The organism is Collinsella sp. wc0529 (assembly GCF_046116875.1).
GTDB lineage: Bacteria > Actinomycetota > Coriobacteriia > Coriobacteriales > Coriobacteriaceae > Collinsella.
On the sequence record NZ_JBJXBO010000002.1, the window covers coordinates 265,195 to 281,644 of the forward strand.

A 16,450-nucleotide genomic window follows, 5' to 3' on the forward strand; every position below is an offset into this window, starting at 1 on the left:
TTTCTTTCGGAACTGTTAGATTGGTCGCAGCGGTTCCACGTTGTAGGAATGCGCGCGTTGCACTACGAGTGGACAACCACGCACAGGCCGACTTTGATGCAGTCGTGAAGTGCCTTGGCGTCTGCCAGGCGCAGGTTGATGCAGCCGTGGCTGCCGCACCATTTGTACGACTCGGCGTTATCGAAGCTCTTGTCGTTTTGCCATGTAGCGTCGTGGAAGCCGATCATGTTGCCCTCAAACGGCATCCAGTAGCTCACCGGACTCTCGTATTTGGGCTTGCCGGTCTCGGGGTCCTTGGCTCCGATCAGGGTGCTGCCGCCGTCGTTGCTGTTGATCTGCCAGACGCCCTCGGGCGTGGCGTCCTCGCCCGGTTTGCCGGAAATAAAGTTGGCCTCCCAAACGATATTTCCGCTCTCGTCATAGTAGCGCGCGTGCTGTTCGGACAAGTCGACGTCGATATACGCCTTCCAGTCGGGCTCTCCCTTTGCGGTAAAGGTGTCGGCCTTCTGGGAGTACTTGATCTCGATTTCGCCGGTCTGCTTGTTGTTAATGGCGTCCTCGACCTGCTTGGCGAGCGAGCTGCTGTCGATGGACCAACCAAAGTCGCCGCCTTCGACGGCGCACTGCTTGCCATCGGCGCGTGTCCACCAGCGAGTGGAGCCCACGGTATTAAAGCCGTTGGCGAGTTCGGCTGCCCAGTTGCTGATCTGCGACGTATCGAGCGTTGGGTTGGCGGGATCGGCAAAGCTGATCCACTGCAATACGGAGCTGCCATCAACCTTGCCGGCATCCTCGCCGTTGAGCTTGAGGGTCACGTTGACGCCCAGGAAGTTGTTGGCGGCATCGCATGCGGCCTGAATCTGATCATCGGTCAGCGTTCCATTGAGCGGTTCATAGGCATCGTTGCCGAGCTTGGAAAGATCTACGGTCTCGGCCAGCGAGGAAAGCTCGAGCTCGGCATACTTAATGACATGCTCGCGGTTGATTTTTTCGTTGGAGCGCGCCTTCTCGACGGTAAACTTGCCGGCCTGCTCGTCATAGGAGCTATTGGCCTCGAACGTGCCCGAACGGCCCTCGTTAAACTCGTCGATAGCGGCGCCCAGGTCCTCCTCAAACTTCTTTTGGTCAAAGGTGTCGGAGAGCATGGACAGGTCGACGTCTTGATCAAGATCGACTTCGTTGGAGGTAGCGGTTGTTTTGGTCTTGCCGCTTAAGGATTCCACAAGGCGGACCGGCCAAATAAAGGCTTCGTTGTGGTTGATGATTTCTTTTGCAGCAGCTTCACCGTCGACGATGGGTTCATCGGACTCGGGCTGATAGGTCCAGCTAAAGTCATCTCCTGTCACGGTGAGCTTATAGTGCTTCCATGCCGAGTTGACCTTGGTGGCGGCAGACGAAGCGTTGGAGAACGAGACGTCTACGCCGGCGATGGTGGTGTTGGGGTAGGCTACCTGCGAAAACGCTACGACGCCTACGATATAGACAATGACGATGAGACCAAGGACGACAAAGAGCGTTGTCTTTTTGCCCGACTTATTGTTGCCGGCGGGCTTGCGCGCGGGGCCGCGATCGCCTCGAGCGTGCGTGGGGGGCTGCTTGGGCGCATTGCCGTTTGCCTGGTGCTGCTGACGTTGTTGACGCTGCTGTCGCTGTTGGTTCGGGCGTTGGGAAGCGTTTGCCGCACCACGCTGCTGACCGTGGCTCGGCGCGATAGGACGCGGCGACTGAACGCCGCCGGCGTGCCTGCTCGGCTGCTGCGGATCGGGAATCAGTTGAGTTCGATCGTTTTGCGACATCGTATGCATATCCTTCGATTTTCGCCTTGCGGTTCATCGTGTTTTTACTGGGCTTGCATTATAGCGATTGCCCTGCTGTTTGTGGTACGGAAACGGTGGCATTCAAAAGAGGTGGGACATTTGTCCCACCTTTGAGTCGTTCTTTGTCGCTATCCGCACACACCGCATTTTGCACAGGCCGAAAGTGCGGCCGGAGCCTGCGCGATGCCGCCCTTTGCCGTCTCTCGCAGTGTGGCCGGCAACGCGTGACCCACCGAGAGCATGACATGTGCCATCTGGTCAAACGGCACCAGGCTCTTAATGCCTGCGAGGGCGAGTTGTGCCGAGCTAAAGGCCGCTGCCACGCCGATGGCGTTGCGGTTTTGGCAGGGCACCTCCACGAGGCCACCGACGGGGTCACAAACGAGGCCCAGCAGGTTACTCAGCGCGATGGAGCTGGCGTCGAGCGCCTGTTCGGGCGTGCCGCCGAGCATCTGCACCAGCGCGGCGGCTGCCATGGCGGCGGCGCTTCCCACCTCGGCCTGGCATCCGCCCTCGGCGCCGGCGACGCAGGCACTCGTGGTGAGGTTGAGGCCGATGGCGGCTGCGCAGTAGAGCGCGTCCATGACTTGCTCGTCGTCGAGCTGCAGGCGATCGGCGAGCGCCAACACGCAGCCGGGCACGACACCCGCGGAGCCTGCCGTGGGGGCGGCGACGATCACTCCCATCGTGGCGGAGCGCTCAAGCACGGCCATCGCGCGGGCCACGGCGTCGGTCTGAACGGGGCCCATCAGGCTTGCACTCAAATCGTTGCGGCCGGTGGCTTCGACAAGCTTGGCCTCGCCGCCGATAAGCCCGCCGAGCGAGCGTTGCGGATTGGCGATGGGAGCCATGGTCTCCTCGCGCATGACGTCGAGCACGCGGCGCATGGCAGCGACGGCGTGGGCCTCGCCGGTCAGACGCGCCTCGCGAACGGCCATGACGGCGCCGATGCTGAGCCCCAGTTCCTCGCACGCATCGAGCAGCTGCTCGCCGTCGTCGAAGATTTCCTTGGCCGAGACGCCGGGGGAGAGCGACGAGGCAGAACCAGGGAGCTCGATAAACGTTGCGTAATCGACATTGTCGAGCTTGCGCAGCATGGGGACGACGGTGTCGTCGGGCGCGCCGTCGGTCTCAAAGACGGAGTAGGCCTGGCCGCCCACCTCGGTGCGGTAGGTGCGGCAGAAGGCGATGTTCACGTGTGCGTAGGCGAGCAGGTTGGTGAGCGCGGCGAGTACACCGGGGACGTCCTTGTGTGCCACGAAGAGCGTGGAGTACATGCCCGAGATGTCGACGCCGACGCCGTTAATGCGGCTGATACGCATCTTGCCACCGCCCAGGCTCTCGCCGCGAACCTGGGCGGTGGCGCCCGTGTCGTCGACCATGTCGATGTCGACGGTGTTGGGGTGGATGGAGGCGTCGTCGCCCTTGATGTCAAAGTGATATTCGAGGCCCTGCTCGTGCGCGAGGTCGAAGGCTTGCTTGATGTTCTCGTCATCGGTATCAAGGCCTAGGATGCCCGCGACGAGCGCACGGTCGGTGCCGTGGCCGCGGTAGGTGTGGGCGAAGGAGTTCCACAGGCCAAAGGTGACTTTGGTGATGCGGCCTTCCAGCAGGCTGGCGGCAACTTGGGCGCAGCGCAGGGCGCCGGCGGTGTGCGATGAGCTGGGGCCGACCATGACGGGGCCCAAGATCTCGAATGCCGAGGTCGTAGCTAGTGTTTGCGGCTTGCCTGCCATGGGTGCTCCTTTAATCTGTCCCGTCGTCCCGAGGGGCGGGGCATAAGGTCGCCTGCTCGGACAGTCCTGCTCGCACGGAGAGCACATTAAGTGCTCTCCGGCTCGTGCGGAACTCGCGATCGACCTTATGCCCCGCCCCTCGGGACTAAGGATACATGGTTGGAGTTGCTGGATGGCAAAATTCATTAGCTAGGGACGTGTCTTTCCTTGCATATCGAGACATCTTCACCACCGTATATATAAAAAAAGAAGTACCGGTTGGAGCCGGTACTTCTTTTGGTACGTTGTTTTTGGCTGTAGCTTTTCGGGTTAGCTTACAGGCCGCAGGCTGCTTTGAGTTCTTCGACTCGATCGGTCTTCTCCCAGGTGAAGTCGGCGTCTTCGCGGCCGAAGTGACCGTAGGCTGCCGTCTTTTCGTAGATGGGGCGACGCAGGTCTAGGTCGCGGATGATTGCGCCCGGGCGCAGGTCGAAGGTCTTCTCTACGGCTTCAACGATCTTGTCCTCGGCAACATGTGCGGTACCGAAGGTGTCGACCATGATTGAGAGGGGCTTGGAAACGCCGATGGCGTAGGCAAGCTCGACTTCGCAGCGGTCGGCCAGACCGGCGGCGACCACGTTCTTGGCGACCCAGCGCGCGGCATACGCGGCGGAGCGGTCGACCTTGGTGCAGTCCTTTCCGCTAAAGGCACCGCCGCCGTGACGACCGTAGCCGCCGTAGGTGTCGACGATGATCTTGCGGCCGGTGAGGCCCGTGTCGCCCATGGGGCCGCCCACGACAAAGCGACCGGTGGGGTTCACGTAGATGTCCGCGTTATCCCACGGCATGTTCTCAGTGGCCATGACCGGGGTGATGACGTGCTCGATGAGGTCGGCCTTGATCTTGCCCATGTCCTCGATCTCGGCAGCGTGCTGCGTGGAGATGACGATGGTCGTGACCTCGACGGGCTTGCCTTCCTTGTAGCGCACGGTGACCTGGGTCTTGCCGTCGGGACGCAGATAGGGCAGGGTACCGTCGTGGCGCACGGCGGCCAGGCGCTCGGCCAGGCGGCTTGCCAGGTAATGCGGCATGGGCATGAGGGTCTTGGTCTCGTTGGAGGCATAACCGAACATCATGCCCTGGTCGCCGGCACCGATCAGGTCGATCGGGTCGGTGGTAGCGCCGGTCTGGGTCTCGAAGGACTCGTCAACGCCCTGCGCGATATCGGGCGACTGCTCATGGATGAGGCTCATGACGCCGCAGGTGTCGCAGTCAAAACCGAACTTGGCACGGTTGTAGCCAATGCGGCGGATAACGCCACGGGCGATCTCCTGCACGTCGACGTAGGCCTGAGTGCGGATCTCGCCGGCGACGATGACGGTGCCGGTCGTCACGAGGGTCTCGCAGGCGCAGCGGACGTTCTCCACGTTGGCAGGCACGCCGTTGGGGGCGATGTAGCCCTGCTCCTGCAGCTCTATTTCTTTGGCGAGGATTGCATCGAGGACGGCGTCGCTGATCTGGTCAGCGATCTTATCGGGATGGCCTTCGGTCACCGACTCCGACGTAAAAACGAAGGACCCGTGTTGGGGTGGGATGGAACGAAGTTCTTCTGACATGATTGTCCTTTCAAAAACGTGTCCCGGCGACCGTTACCATTCCGCCGGGCTCTCTATGCAAGGGCACATCATAGCGCGTAAATCAAACATTCACACCCTTTCCGCACCTACTCATTGGGGACAGACATAAATGACCAGCCTTCCTAAGTGCCGACAGGTTGCCCAAAGAATGGTCATTTAAGTCTGTCCCCAATGAGTAGGTCGGTGCCCTTTGAATGAGTAGGTCGGTGCCCTTTGTGCGGAGGTTGCTTTGATGCTTTATACTGGTGCGGTTAGACATCCATCCTGCAATCGAGGAGATTTCCATGGCATCAGACGTTCGCGTCCGCTTTGCACCCTCACCGACGGGCAAGCTGCACATCGGCGGCGCCCGCACCGCTATCTATAACTGGGCTTTCGCCCGTGCTAACGGCGGCACGTTCATCCTGCGCATCGACGACACCGACCCCACCCGCTCTACCGACGAGAACACGCAGATCATCCTGCGCGCCATGCGTTGGCTGGGCCTGGACTGGGACGAGGGTCCCGAGGTGGGCGGCGACTTTGGCCCCTACGCCCAGACCGAGCGCCTGGACCTGTACAAGCAGGCCGCCCAGAAGCTTTGGGACGAGGGCAAGGCCTATCCTTGCTTCTGCACCAAGGAGCAGCTCGACGCCGACCGCAAGGCCGCGCAGGAGCGCAAGGACCCCTTCCAGGGCTATCAGCGCCGTTGCCGCGATCTTGATCCCGAGGAGGCCCGCCGCCGCATCGAGGCCGGGGAGTCCTACGTCCTGCGCATCAAGGTGCCCGAGGACCGCGGCGATGTCGTCATCCACGACGCCGTTCACGGCGAGGTGACCTTCGACGCCAAGGAGCTCGACGACTTTGTCATCTTCCGCTCCGATGGCACGCCCACGTACAACTTCGCGACCGTCGTCGACGACGCCATGATGAAGATCACCCATGTCATCCGTGGCGACGACCATCTGTCCAACACCCCGCGTCAGGTCATGGTGTACGAGGCCCTCGGCGCTCCCGTGCCCACGTTCGCCCACATCTCCATGATCCTGGGCGCCGACGGCAAGAAGCTCTCCAAGCGCCACGGCGCCACCTCGGTGGAGGAGTACCGCGACGCCGGCTACCTGTCCGACGCCTTCGTCAACTACCTGGCGCTGCTCGGCTGGTCGCTCGACGGCGAGACCACGATCATCCCGCGCGATGTCCTGGCCAGCAAGTTCTCGCTCGACCGCATCTCCAAGAACCCCGCGACCTTCGACCCCAAGAAGCTCGACTGGGTCAATGCTGAGTACATCAACGGCATGTCCGATGCTCAGTTTGCCGACGAGATCATGGTCCCCGAGCTGCACGAGGCGGGTCTCATCGAGGGTAATGTCGAGTACGGCGAGGATTGGATCGACGCGCTCGCTGCCATCGTCAAGCCGCGCACCAAGATGCCGGCCGACGCCGTGACCGTCGCCGCTCCCATCTTCGCTACGGCCGATACGCTCGAGTATGACGAGAAGTCCGTCAACAAGGGCCTGGCCAAGGAGGGCATGGGTGCCATTCTGGATGCCGCCAAGGTCGCGCTCGAGGGCGTGGACGAGTGGACGGCTGCCAACATCGACGCTGCGCTTGAGCCGTTGCCCGAGCAGATGGACCTTAAGAAGCGCGTGGTGTTCCAGGCCGTGCGCGTCGCCGTTTGTGGCAACATGGTGAGCCCTCCGTTGGGCGAGACCATGGCACTCGTCGGCCGCGACGATTGCTTGGCGCGCATCGACCGCGCCCGCACGATGGCGCTGTAATCGCTGCGCAAACGTATGTATCCGAGCCCCGTTCACCCGAGCGGGGCTCTTGTTTCTGTAGACGTATGGGATAGGAGGTGCTGGGGCCATGGTCGAACAACTGTCGCTGTTTGGTTCGCCGCAACCGGAGGAGGCTCCCGTGAAGCATGCCCGCACGGCCGAGCAGGCCAAGCCCGAGCCTGCGCCAGAGCCCATTGCCGCCTACGCGAGCGTGGTCCTCGACATTCCCACCCGTGCACTGTCCGAGCCGTTTGCCTACGGCATTCCACAGTCCCTTGCCAACGAGGCTCAGATTGGGTCTACGGTCCTGGTCCACTTTGGCAACCGTGCCGCCGCGGGCTATATCGTCGACATTGCGTCCGAGCTTGGCGACCTGCAAGGTAACAATGCCCTCGATCCCGCGCGTATCAAGCCTATCGAGGCTATCCTCAGCAAGCCACTCTTTACCGCAGAGGCCGCCCGTATCGCACGCTGGATGAGCCGCGAGTACGTCGCAACGCTTTCCGAGTGCCTGCGCCTGTTTTTGCCCCCGGGCGGCAGCCCTCGTGTGGTCAAGGGCGACGACGGCGCGTGGACGGTTGAGCGCCCCGCCGTCAAGCCTATCCAAAACCGCTGGGTCATGCTCACGCCCGAGGGTTTCGACTATACGCCGCCCAAGACTGCTGTCCGCCAGCGTCAGCTCATCGAGGCACTCCAGTGCGGGCCGGTCACGACGCGCGACCTCAACCTGCTTTATAACAGTATGTCGGCGACCATCAAGGCGCTCGAAAAACGCGGCGTCGTGGTGGTGGAGGAGCGACGTGCGTGGCGTGGATGCAGCGAGCAGACCACGCTGTCCTCGGCAAGCGGCAAGGCGCCGGTCGCACTTACCAACGGCCAGCAGCAGGCGCTCGCGCAGATTGAGCGCGCCCGTCTTGAGGCCCACGGCGACGTGGTCCTTGTCGACGGCGTGACCGGCTCCGGCAAAACCGAGGTTTACCTTTCCGCCATCGAGCGTGTGCTGGCAGCTGGCCGTTCGGCCTGCGTACTCGTCCCCGAGATTTCGCTGACGGCCCAGACTGTCGGCCGCTTCCGCTCGCGTTTTGGCGAGACGGTCGCGGTCTTCCATTCGCGCCTTTCGGCTGGCGAGCGCCTGGACCAGTGGGATATGGTCGCCAGCGGTGCGGCCCGCGTGGTCGTCGGCGCCCGCTCGGCGCTCTTTTGCCCGCTCATTGACTTGGGCCTCATCATCATCGACGAGGAGCACGAGACCAGCTACAAGCAGGGCTCCAGTCCGCGCTACCACGCGCGCGAGGTGGCGGCCGAGATGGCGCGTCGCTATCGCTGCCCACTTGTGCTGGGCTCCGCTACGCCTTCTGCCGAGGCCCTCGACCGCAGCCGTCGCGGTACGTACAACGGTGTCACCTGGACGCGTGTGGAGATGCCAGAGCGCCCGGGACACGCCGTTCTGCCCACGGTCCGCATTGCCGACCTGCGCCGCGAGTTTTCTCACGGTAGCCGCTCCATGTTCTCAAAGCCGCTGATGGAAGGCTTGGAACGCGTGGTCGAGCGCCGCGAAAAGGCCGTGCTGTTGCACAACCGCCGTGGCTTTGCGCCGTTCTTGATGTGCCGCGAGTGCGGATGCGTCCCCACCTGCAATCACTGCTCCACCGCGCTTACGTATCACGAGCGCACGCACACGCTGCAGTGTCACACATGCGGTTCGTCTTGGCGCGTGCAGCCGTATCCCGCGCCCACGAGCCGTTGCCCCAAATGTGGCAGTCGCTACCTGGCAAAAATGGGTCTGGGCACTCAGCAGATCGAGGACGCACTGCACCAGATGTTTCCCGAGGATGTCGCCATTATTCGCATGGATGCCGATTCCACGCGCGGCAAGGATGCGCACAAAAAGCTGCTCGAGCAATTTGATGCGGCCGATTGCGCCGTTTTGCTGGGCACCCAAATGATCGCAAAGGGTCTCGACTTTCCCGAGGTCACGCTCGTGGGCGTGGTCAATGCCGACTTCGCCCTCAAGCTGCCGGACTTCCGCGCAGGGGAGCGCGCCTACGACCTGCTGGAACAGGTGGCGGGCCGTGCCGGTCGCGGCGATCGCCCCGGCGAGGTGATCATCCAGACCTACCTGCCCGAGGACCCGGTCATTCGCGCCGTCGCTGAGCATGACCGTTCGATCTTTACCGACTACGACCTGGACCAGCGCCGCGACGCACTGTACCCGCCGTTTGTTCGCCTGGTCAACATCTTGGTGTGGTCGGCGAACCGAGACGACGCGCAAGACTACATCGGTCGCATCGCGAAACTCCTCAAGCGCCGCTGGCATGCCGCCGCACCCGACTTTTTGCGGGCGGGGAGTGCCGTGCCGCAGGTGCTGGGCCCGGCTTCGTGTGTAATCGAGAGAGCCAAGGACCGCTACCGCTTCCATCTGCTTGTGAAGTCGCCTGTGGGGTACCATGTCCCTGATGATATCGACGCCTGTCTTAAAGAGGTGGGCTCTGTGCGCGGTGTGAGCGTGAGCGTTGACGTCGATGCCTATGATTTGATGTAACAACCCGAAAGGATGGCCATGGAAGCCAACGGAATCGTACTGTCGCCCGACCCTCGTCTGCGCCAGGAGTGCGCCGTCATCGAGGAGATCACCCCGGCGATCGAGACGCTTGCCGAGAAGATGAAGAAGATGATGTTCGAGAACGGCGGCTGCGGCCTGGCTGCCCCGCAGATCGGCGAGCTCATTCAGCTCGTCACCATCGACTGCGACTACAGCGACAAAAACGACTACGACCCGTACGTGCTCATCAATCCCGTGATTGTGGAGCAGAGCGACCATCTGGTGCCGTTTAGCGAGGGCTGCCTTTCCATTCCTGGTATTAGCTGCGAGATCGAGCGTCCCGACCATGTCGTCGTCGAGGCGTACGACCTGGATGCCAACCTGATTCGCTATGAGGCCACGGGCGATCTGTTCTGCGTGTGCCTTCAGCACGAGATCGATCACCTGCACGGCAACACCATGTTTGAGCGATTGAAGCCGATGCAGAGGATCAAGGCAGTCAAGGAGTACCAGGACGCCCTGGCCCGCGGCGCTCGACCGGGCGAGACGGAATAGGTTAATTGTCCGTCCCTGGGATGGGGCCCACACATATCATCCCGTGCTCAAACATTCTCGCTGCGCTGCGAAACTGCGCGCGGGACGATATGTGTGGGCCCCATCCCAGGGACTACGTTGTCGCTCTTCGTTTCGCCCGGGTGCCGTCGGGCCAGGGAGGGGCGTCTTCGCTGATAGTCTTTGTTGAGAGGGAGCTGCTTTTATTGCGGCTCTTTCTTTGGTTTTGGGTATATTTGTTCTTGTTGAATTGTTATTGCGGATGGGCTGGGTACTTGGCTTTCTGCTGTTCTTTGGAGCCGTCTCGGCTGTGGTTGAGGGGAGACGTTCTTTATGCGTATTGTGTTTATGGGTACGCCTGATTTTGCTGTGCCTTCGCTGACTTCGCTTGTTGAGGCTGGGAATGAGATTGCGCTCGTAATTACTCGTCCCGATGCTGTTCGTGGGCGTGGTAAGAAGCTTGAGCCTTCTCCTGTTAAGTCCAAGGCGCTTGAGTTGGGGTTGCCGGTTGTTGAGGCCAATCGTATGACGCCTGATGTTGTTGAGGCGCTTCAGGCTGCGCAGGCTGACATTTTCTGTGTGGCTGCCTATGGCTGCATTTTGCCTGATGAGGTGCTGCATATGGCGCCGCTTGGTATCGTGAATGTTCATGCTTCGCTGCTGCCGCGTTGGCGTGGCGCTGCTCCCATTCAGCGTGCCATTCTTGCTGGTGATGAGGTTGCTGGCGTTTCTATCATGCGCATCGGGCACGGCGTGGATACTGGTGCTTATTGTGCTCAGGCTTCCACGTCGGTTGCCGGTAAGCATGCTGAGGCGCTGACCATGGAGCTTGGTGAGCTTGGCGGCAAGCTGCTTGCCGATACGCTTCCTTCTCTTGCCGATGGCACCGCCGTGTGGACTGATCAGGATGAGTCGCTTGTGACCCATGCAGCCAAGATTTCCAAGCTGGAGATGCGTCTGGATCCGCAGATGGCGGCGCTCGATTGCGTGCGTCATGTGCTCGCTTCGTCCGATACCGCACCCGCCCGTTGCGTGATTGCCGGCAAGTCGGTTCGCGTCCTCGATGCTGCGCCGGCTGATGTGTCGCTTGGCGAGGGCCAGGTTCTCGTTAAGGCCAAGTGTGTTTACCTGGGTCTTTCCGATGGCTCGGTTGAGTTGCTCGAGGTTAAGCCTGATGGCAAGCGTGCTATGGCCGCTTCTGCTTGGGCTGCTGGTCTGCAGGGCGTCGATCTTTCGTGGGGTGTTTTGTCGTGAGTAAGTTGTCTCCCGCGCGCAAGCTTGCGCTCGATGTGCTAATGGAGGCCGATCGCCGCGGTATGTATGCGCGTGACGTGCTGTCCTCTCGCGCATCGGCCAAAGCTATTGACCAGCGCGATTCCGCTTTTGCCGCTCGTTTGGCGCTTGGTGTGGCCGCCACGCAGGGTATTTTGGACGAGCTGCTCGATCAGTTTCTTGATAAGCCTAAAAAGGTTGCGCCGCGTGTTCGCATGGCACTTCGCATCTCGGCCTTCGAGATGCTCTATCTGCATACGCCTGGCCGCGTTGCGGTGAGTCAGGGCGTTGAGCTGGTGCGCAGCGGAGCTAAGTCTGCCGCCGGTTTGGCCAATGCCGTGCACCATAGGGTCGCGGACAACGTTGAGAACTTTGCCACTGCGTCCGATGTAGATGAGTCTGAGCGACGCTTGGTTCGTCTGTCGCGCCTGATGGGTCTGCCGCGTTGGCTTTGCGCTCGTATTATGGCCTCGTTCGATACCCCAGAGGGTGCGCTCAACTTTGCTGGCAATCTGGCCCCCGCGCCTCTGGCCCTGCATGAGAACGCCTTTGCGAACAAGCCCGATCCGTATATCTCGCAGCTCGTCGCGCCTGTCTTCCCGGGCTGCCATGCCCCGGTTGATGCCCAGGTTACCGTTGCTTCGGGTGTGTTTGAGCGTGCTGCCGCGGTGGCGTCTGATCTCAACGCGCAGCTTATCGCCACGGCAGCCACGCGCCCTGGCAGCTGCCTTGAGATTGGTGCCGGTCGTGGCACCAAGACCTATGTGATGATGTGCCAGGCCAAGCGTGCGGGCTATGAACGTCAGCATACGGCGCTCGATCTGCATGATCGCAAGTGCGATCTGAATCTCGCTCGCCTGCATAAGGCCGGTATTCAGGGCGTTCGTACGGTTTCGGGCGATGCCTGCGAGCTTGATGAGGTGCTCACATCGTTTGATGCCATGCTTGGCGAGCCGGTTAAATTCGACACGGTCTTTATCGATGCGCCGTGCTCGGGCACCGGAACCATGCGTCGTCATCCCGAGATTCCGTGGCGTCTGACCGAAAAGGATGTGACGGTTGAGCTGCCCAAACTGCAGCTGTCGATGCTCAAGGAAGCCGCCGCGCGCGTGGCTGCCGGCGGCGAGCTCATCTATGCGACGTGCTCCGTCTTCGACGAGGAGAACACGCAGGTGGTGGACGCGTTCCTTGCTTCTCCCGAGGGTTCCGGCTTTAGCGTGGCGCCGCTTTCCGAAGCACAGATTCTGCAACTCCCCGAGTTCGATCAGGCCAAGAAGCTCGTTTCCGTACGCCAGAACGATCGAGGCCTCTTCCAAAGCGTTCCCGTAAACGCCGACTCCTACGACGGCCACTTCTGCGCCAGACTGGTCCGCAAGTAACTACTAAGTTGCGGTGAAATAGGGATTGAATAGCGGCTTCTAACTGCCAAACAGTCCTTATTTCACCGCAACTCATAGAGCCACCTTTAGCGCAAAGAAATAGCCCCGCGATCGGTGTCGGTCGCGGGGCTGCTTGGTTTCTAGTGGTTATGCGGGCAGTTGGCGCAGCAGCCGCTGGTGGCGTTGGTGCTGGAACCACCGCTTCGCTGGTCGGTGTTGTAGAAACCGCTGCCTTCGAACTTAATGCCGCTGGCCGAGAACGTCTTGGATGCCGGGGCACCGCAGCTAGGGCATACGACCTCGGGCGTCTCGGACATGGGGTGCTCAACCTCAAACACGTTGCCGCAGCTCGTGCACTTGTAATCGTAGCGCGCCATAATACTTCCTTTTCAGCACAAAGCGGGCAGATCGCTCTGCCCGCAAAAATTCAAACAGCTGTAACTGTACCCTATATCGGGGGTTTTATCACGCTTCGCCCCAGAATCTATGAGTGTTGCGCAGGAGCTTCGCAGTTTTCTCCTCGGCTGCAGCAACGTCGGCCTCGTCAGCCTGCCATGTCCAGTTGCCTGTGGCTACACCCGGCACGTTCATACGTGCATCGTCGCCCAGTCCCAGCACGTCCTGCAGCGGCATCATCACGAGCGGTGCACCGCTTGCCAGGGCATTGCCCATGAGCTCGCTTGCCAATGTAATGCCGCTCGGCTCATCGCCGCCTGCAAAGGAGCGCGTGCACCAGCCGGCAAGTGTCGAGGTGTCGTGCGTCGAGGTGTACAGGATCTTTCCCGGTGTGGGGTGAATTCCGCAACGAACGTCGTAGTCGCTAAACTCCAGCACGTCCATGCCGGGGAAGCCGCAGGTCGAAGCCATGGCGCGAACGCCGGGCGTCAGATAGCCCAGATCCTCGGCGATAAAGTTGAGCGGGCCCAGCTCGTCATAGGCGGTCTGGAACAGGTCCTTGCCCGGGCCTGCCAGCCAGCGGCCGTCGGCACAGGCCTTACCGGCGGGAATGCTAAAGTAGCTGTGGAAGCCCAGGAAGTGGTCCAGGCGCACGCGGTCATAGAGCGAAAACGCACGACGCAGGCGGTCCATCCACCAGCGATAGCCGTTCTCCTTCATGCGATCCCACCGGAAGGTGGGGTTGCCCCACACCTGGCCCTCGGGCGCAAAGTTGTCGGGCGGCGCGCCCGAAATCTCAATCGCCTTGCCGGTATCGGACAGCCAGAAGTTCTCGGGCTCGCTCCACGCGTCGGCCGAATCGTCCGAGACATACATCGGGATATCGCCGATGACCTCGATGCCCTTCTTGTGCGCATAGTTCATGAGCTCGCACCAGGCAAGGTCAAAGCGATACTGCATGTACGCCTGCAGCTCGGCCTCGTCGTGGAAGCGCTTGTCATCGATTAGATACTCGTTGTAGCGCGCTACATCTGCCGGCCAATCGTGGCGCGACTCGCCCTCAAAGTACTTCTTAACGGCCATGTAGACGCAGTACTTTTCGAGCCAATCAGCGTTGCGATGTTTAAACGCCGTGTACAGCGGGTCGGCATCCTCGCCGCCGTGAGCCTTCCATGCAGCAAAGTCGGCGGCCAGCTCCTCGTGACTCTCGGGCAGCAGGTCAATATTGCCCGCAAAGGCCGAAGGCCCAGCGTAAGGGGAGCGGAAGAAGTCCGTCGGGTTGACGGGCAGGACTTGCCAGTAGCGCATGCCCATAGCGGCCAGATGGTCGATAAAGCGACGCGTGGGCGCACCGATTGTGCCGGGCTTGCCGTCATCGGTCGGCACCGAGGTGATGTGGCACACAACGCCCGCGCCATGATCGAGCGGCTCCTGCAGGCGCTTCTCGGCATGGTGATAGATGATCGAAGCGCCCAGCGGGTACAGGTCGAGCGTGACGGTACCGTTGTGGATCTCGCACTCGTGACCGCTGATCACGTCGCTCGCGCATTCGCCGAGCGCCGGAATCGTCACGCGGTGCGAATTGCGCAGGCTGCGGTTGACGATAACCGTCGCGGCCTCGCCGTCTTTGCCCGTGCGTGTGTAAGCCAAGACTTCGTCGTTGAGCGCAAAGGCCTTGATCTCGCCATCGACCATAAAGGGCAGCGCACGGCGCACGGCAGACGCGTTCTTAACGATGGCCAGTGTGTCGAAGTCGTGGAGTTGGTCCTTGGTCGGCAGGGTGCGGCGGTTGCCCGGGTCGGTAAGGCCCTCCAAGCCGTACTCGTCGCCGTAATAGATTGAGGGTACACCCGGGAAGGTCATCTGCATGAGCGTCGCCAGCCAAAAACGGCTCTTGGCCAGGCCCATCGAGTTATCGTCCAGGCGCCATTTGCTGCGCTCGCTCTCGGGCAGCTGCGACTCGTCGGGGCCACCGCCGAGCACCGAGATGATACGCGGACGGTCGTGGCTCGAAAGCAGATTGAGCGCGCAGGCCAGTGCCTCGCGCGGGTAGTTCTCGCGCAGGGTTTCGATATCCTCGGCTGCCTGGTAAGCGTTCTTGTAGCCCATCAAAAAGCCGATGACCATGTCGCGGAAGGGGTAGTCCATGGCGGAGTCGAGCTCCGAGCCCTGCAGATAGCGGCGCAGGTGGCCATAGCTGATCTTGTTGGAGGCGTCTTCCCAGACTTCGCCGAGCAGCAGCGCGTCGGGCTTCTCGGCGAGCACGGCCTTTTTGATCTCGGCCAGGAAGTCGTCGGAAAGCTCGTCGGCCACATCGAGTCGCCAGCCATGGGCACCGGCGCGCAGCCATTTACGGATCACGCCGTCCTTGCCCAGGAGCCGCTCGCGCACCAGTTCGGAGCTCTCATTGATGGCGGGCATGTTGCCCACGCCCCACCAGCAGTCATACGAACCGTCCTCATGGAAGTAAAATGCATCGCGCCACGGCGAGTCCTCGCTCTGCCAAGCACCGACGCCGGGATAATTGCCGTAGCGGTTAAAGTAGATCGAGTCGTCGCCCGTATGGTTGAACACACCGTCCAGAATGATGGAAATGCCAAGCTTCTCGGCCGCCTCGCACAGCTCGGTAAAGTCCTGCTCGGTGCCCAGAATCGGGTCGATCTTGGTGTAGTCGGCCGTGTCGTAGCGGTGGTTGCTCGCGGCCTCAAAGATGGGGTTGAGGTAGATGGCCGTAAAGCCTAGCTCGGCAATGCGGGGCAGGTCATTTTGGATACCCTTGAGCGAACCGCCGTAAAAATCCCAGGTCTTGATGGAGCCGTCTTCGGCACGCTCGTACTCGGGCGGTTCGTTCCAGTCCTCGACCATGCGGCGCTGGATTCCTTTGCGCGGTTTTTCAACTTCGGTAAGCGTGCGCTCGCGCCAGTTTTCGTCGCGGGCATAGCGGTCGGGGAAGATCTGGTAGACCATGCCACGCTCGTACCACTCAGGACGAACTTTGCGGTGCTTGTAGACGGTGATCTGGAAGGACGGGACCTCGGCGTAGTTGTAAGTTACGCCCTCGCCACCGGTGCGACCCTGCGGTGCGCCCAAACGGACCTCGGGCTGACCCTCGATATTGCAGATAAAGCTGTACCAGATAAGACAGGGCTCGGTGCACTCAAGCTCTACGGTAAATATGCCGTCGCCCTCGTGCGTCATGGGATACAGAGACTCACCGATCTCATCGACCCAGGTGCGCAGCGTAAGCGTTGCCTGGTTGGGGTCGGCATCCTCCAAAATCACCGAGAGCGAAACGGAAGTTCCAGTGGTCACAGCGCCAAACGGAGTGCGAAACTGCGGTAGACGGCTGTTGTGAATCAATCTCATAATTCGGTCCAGTT

10 protein-coding genes are annotated in these 16,450 nt (G+C 61.3%); 5 read left to right on the plus strand and 5 right to left on the minus strand.

What is annotated here, in order from left to right:
* Positions 1 to 62 precede the first annotated feature (62 nt).
* The 3 genes from ACKUTP_RS07760 to metK form a co-directional block, all read right to left on the minus strand.
* Positions 63 to 1,796 carry a L,D-transpeptidase gene (locus tag ACKUTP_RS07760; RefSeq protein ID WP_409064003.1) on the minus strand — a complete coding sequence of 578 codons (1,734 nt, stop codon included), beginning with the start codon at positions 1,794 to 1,796 and terminating at the stop codon, positions 63 to 65.
* 149 nt (positions 1,797 to 1,945) lie between these two features.
* The gene (gene sdaAA / locus ACKUTP_RS07765) at positions 1,946 to 3,553 is read right to left on the minus strand and encodes an L-serine ammonia-lyase, iron-sulfur-dependent, subunit alpha (protein WP_161115676.1); all 1,608 of its coding nucleotides are present in this window, start codon (positions 3,551 to 3,553) and stop codon (positions 1,946 to 1,948) included.
* A gap of 314 nt (positions 3,554 to 3,867) precedes the next feature.
* Complete coding sequence (metK, locus tag ACKUTP_RS07770) at positions 3,868 to 5,148, minus strand: methionine adenosyltransferase (protein WP_161115677.1); 1,281 nt, start codon at positions 5,146 to 5,148, stop codon at positions 3,868 to 3,870.
* 305 nt (positions 5,149 to 5,453) lie between these two features.
* Between metK and gltX the strand changes: the two genes are divergently transcribed.
* From gltX to ACKUTP_RS07795, 5 genes are all read left to right on the plus strand, one after another.
* On the plus strand, positions 5,454 to 6,929 hold the full coding sequence (gene gltX / locus ACKUTP_RS07775) for a glutamate--tRNA ligase (protein WP_409064004.1): 1,476 nt from the start codon (positions 5,454 to 5,456) through the stop codon (positions 6,927 to 6,929).
* An 88-nt stretch (positions 6,930 to 7,017) separates the two neighbouring features.
* Complete coding sequence (gene priA / locus ACKUTP_RS07780; RefSeq protein WP_192919564.1) at positions 7,018 to 9,471, plus strand: primosomal protein N'; 2,454 nt, start codon at positions 7,018 to 7,020, stop codon at positions 9,469 to 9,471.
* An 18-nt stretch (positions 9,472 to 9,489) separates the two neighbouring features.
* Complete coding sequence (def, locus tag ACKUTP_RS07785) at positions 9,490 to 10,026, plus strand: peptide deformylase (RefSeq protein ID WP_409064005.1); 537 nt, start codon at positions 9,490 to 9,492, stop codon at positions 10,024 to 10,026.
* A 330-nt stretch (positions 10,027 to 10,356) separates the two neighbouring features.
* Positions 10,357 to 11,277 carry a methionyl-tRNA formyltransferase gene (gene fmt, locus ACKUTP_RS07790; protein WP_409064006.1) on the plus strand — a complete coding sequence of 307 codons (921 nt, stop codon included), beginning with the start codon at positions 10,357 to 10,359 and terminating at the stop codon, positions 11,275 to 11,277.
* The gene (locus ACKUTP_RS07795) at positions 11,274 to 12,674 is read left to right on the plus strand and encodes a transcription antitermination factor NusB (protein WP_338324410.1); all 1,401 of its coding nucleotides are present in this window, start codon (positions 11,274 to 11,276) and stop codon (positions 12,672 to 12,674) included. Before fmt ends, ACKUTP_RS07795 begins: the two co-directional genes overlap by 4 nt.
* 140 nt (positions 12,675 to 12,814) lie before the next feature.
* Here ACKUTP_RS07795 and ACKUTP_RS07800 read toward each other — a convergent pair whose 3' ends face one another.
* Together ACKUTP_RS07800 and ACKUTP_RS07805 are read right to left on the minus strand one after the other, a co-directional pair.
* Positions 12,815 to 13,051 carry an FmdB family zinc ribbon protein gene (locus ACKUTP_RS07800; protein ID WP_148331383.1) on the minus strand — a complete coding sequence of 79 codons (237 nt, stop codon included), beginning with the start codon at positions 13,049 to 13,051 and terminating at the stop codon, positions 12,815 to 12,817.
* Between the two features lie 88 nt (positions 13,052 to 13,139).
* A complete protein-coding gene (locus tag ACKUTP_RS07805) occupies positions 13,140 to 16,436 on the minus strand; it encodes a 4-alpha-glucanotransferase (protein WP_409064007.1) in 3,297 nt (1,098 codons plus the stop codon).
* Positions 16,437 to 16,450: the final 14 nt, after the last annotated feature.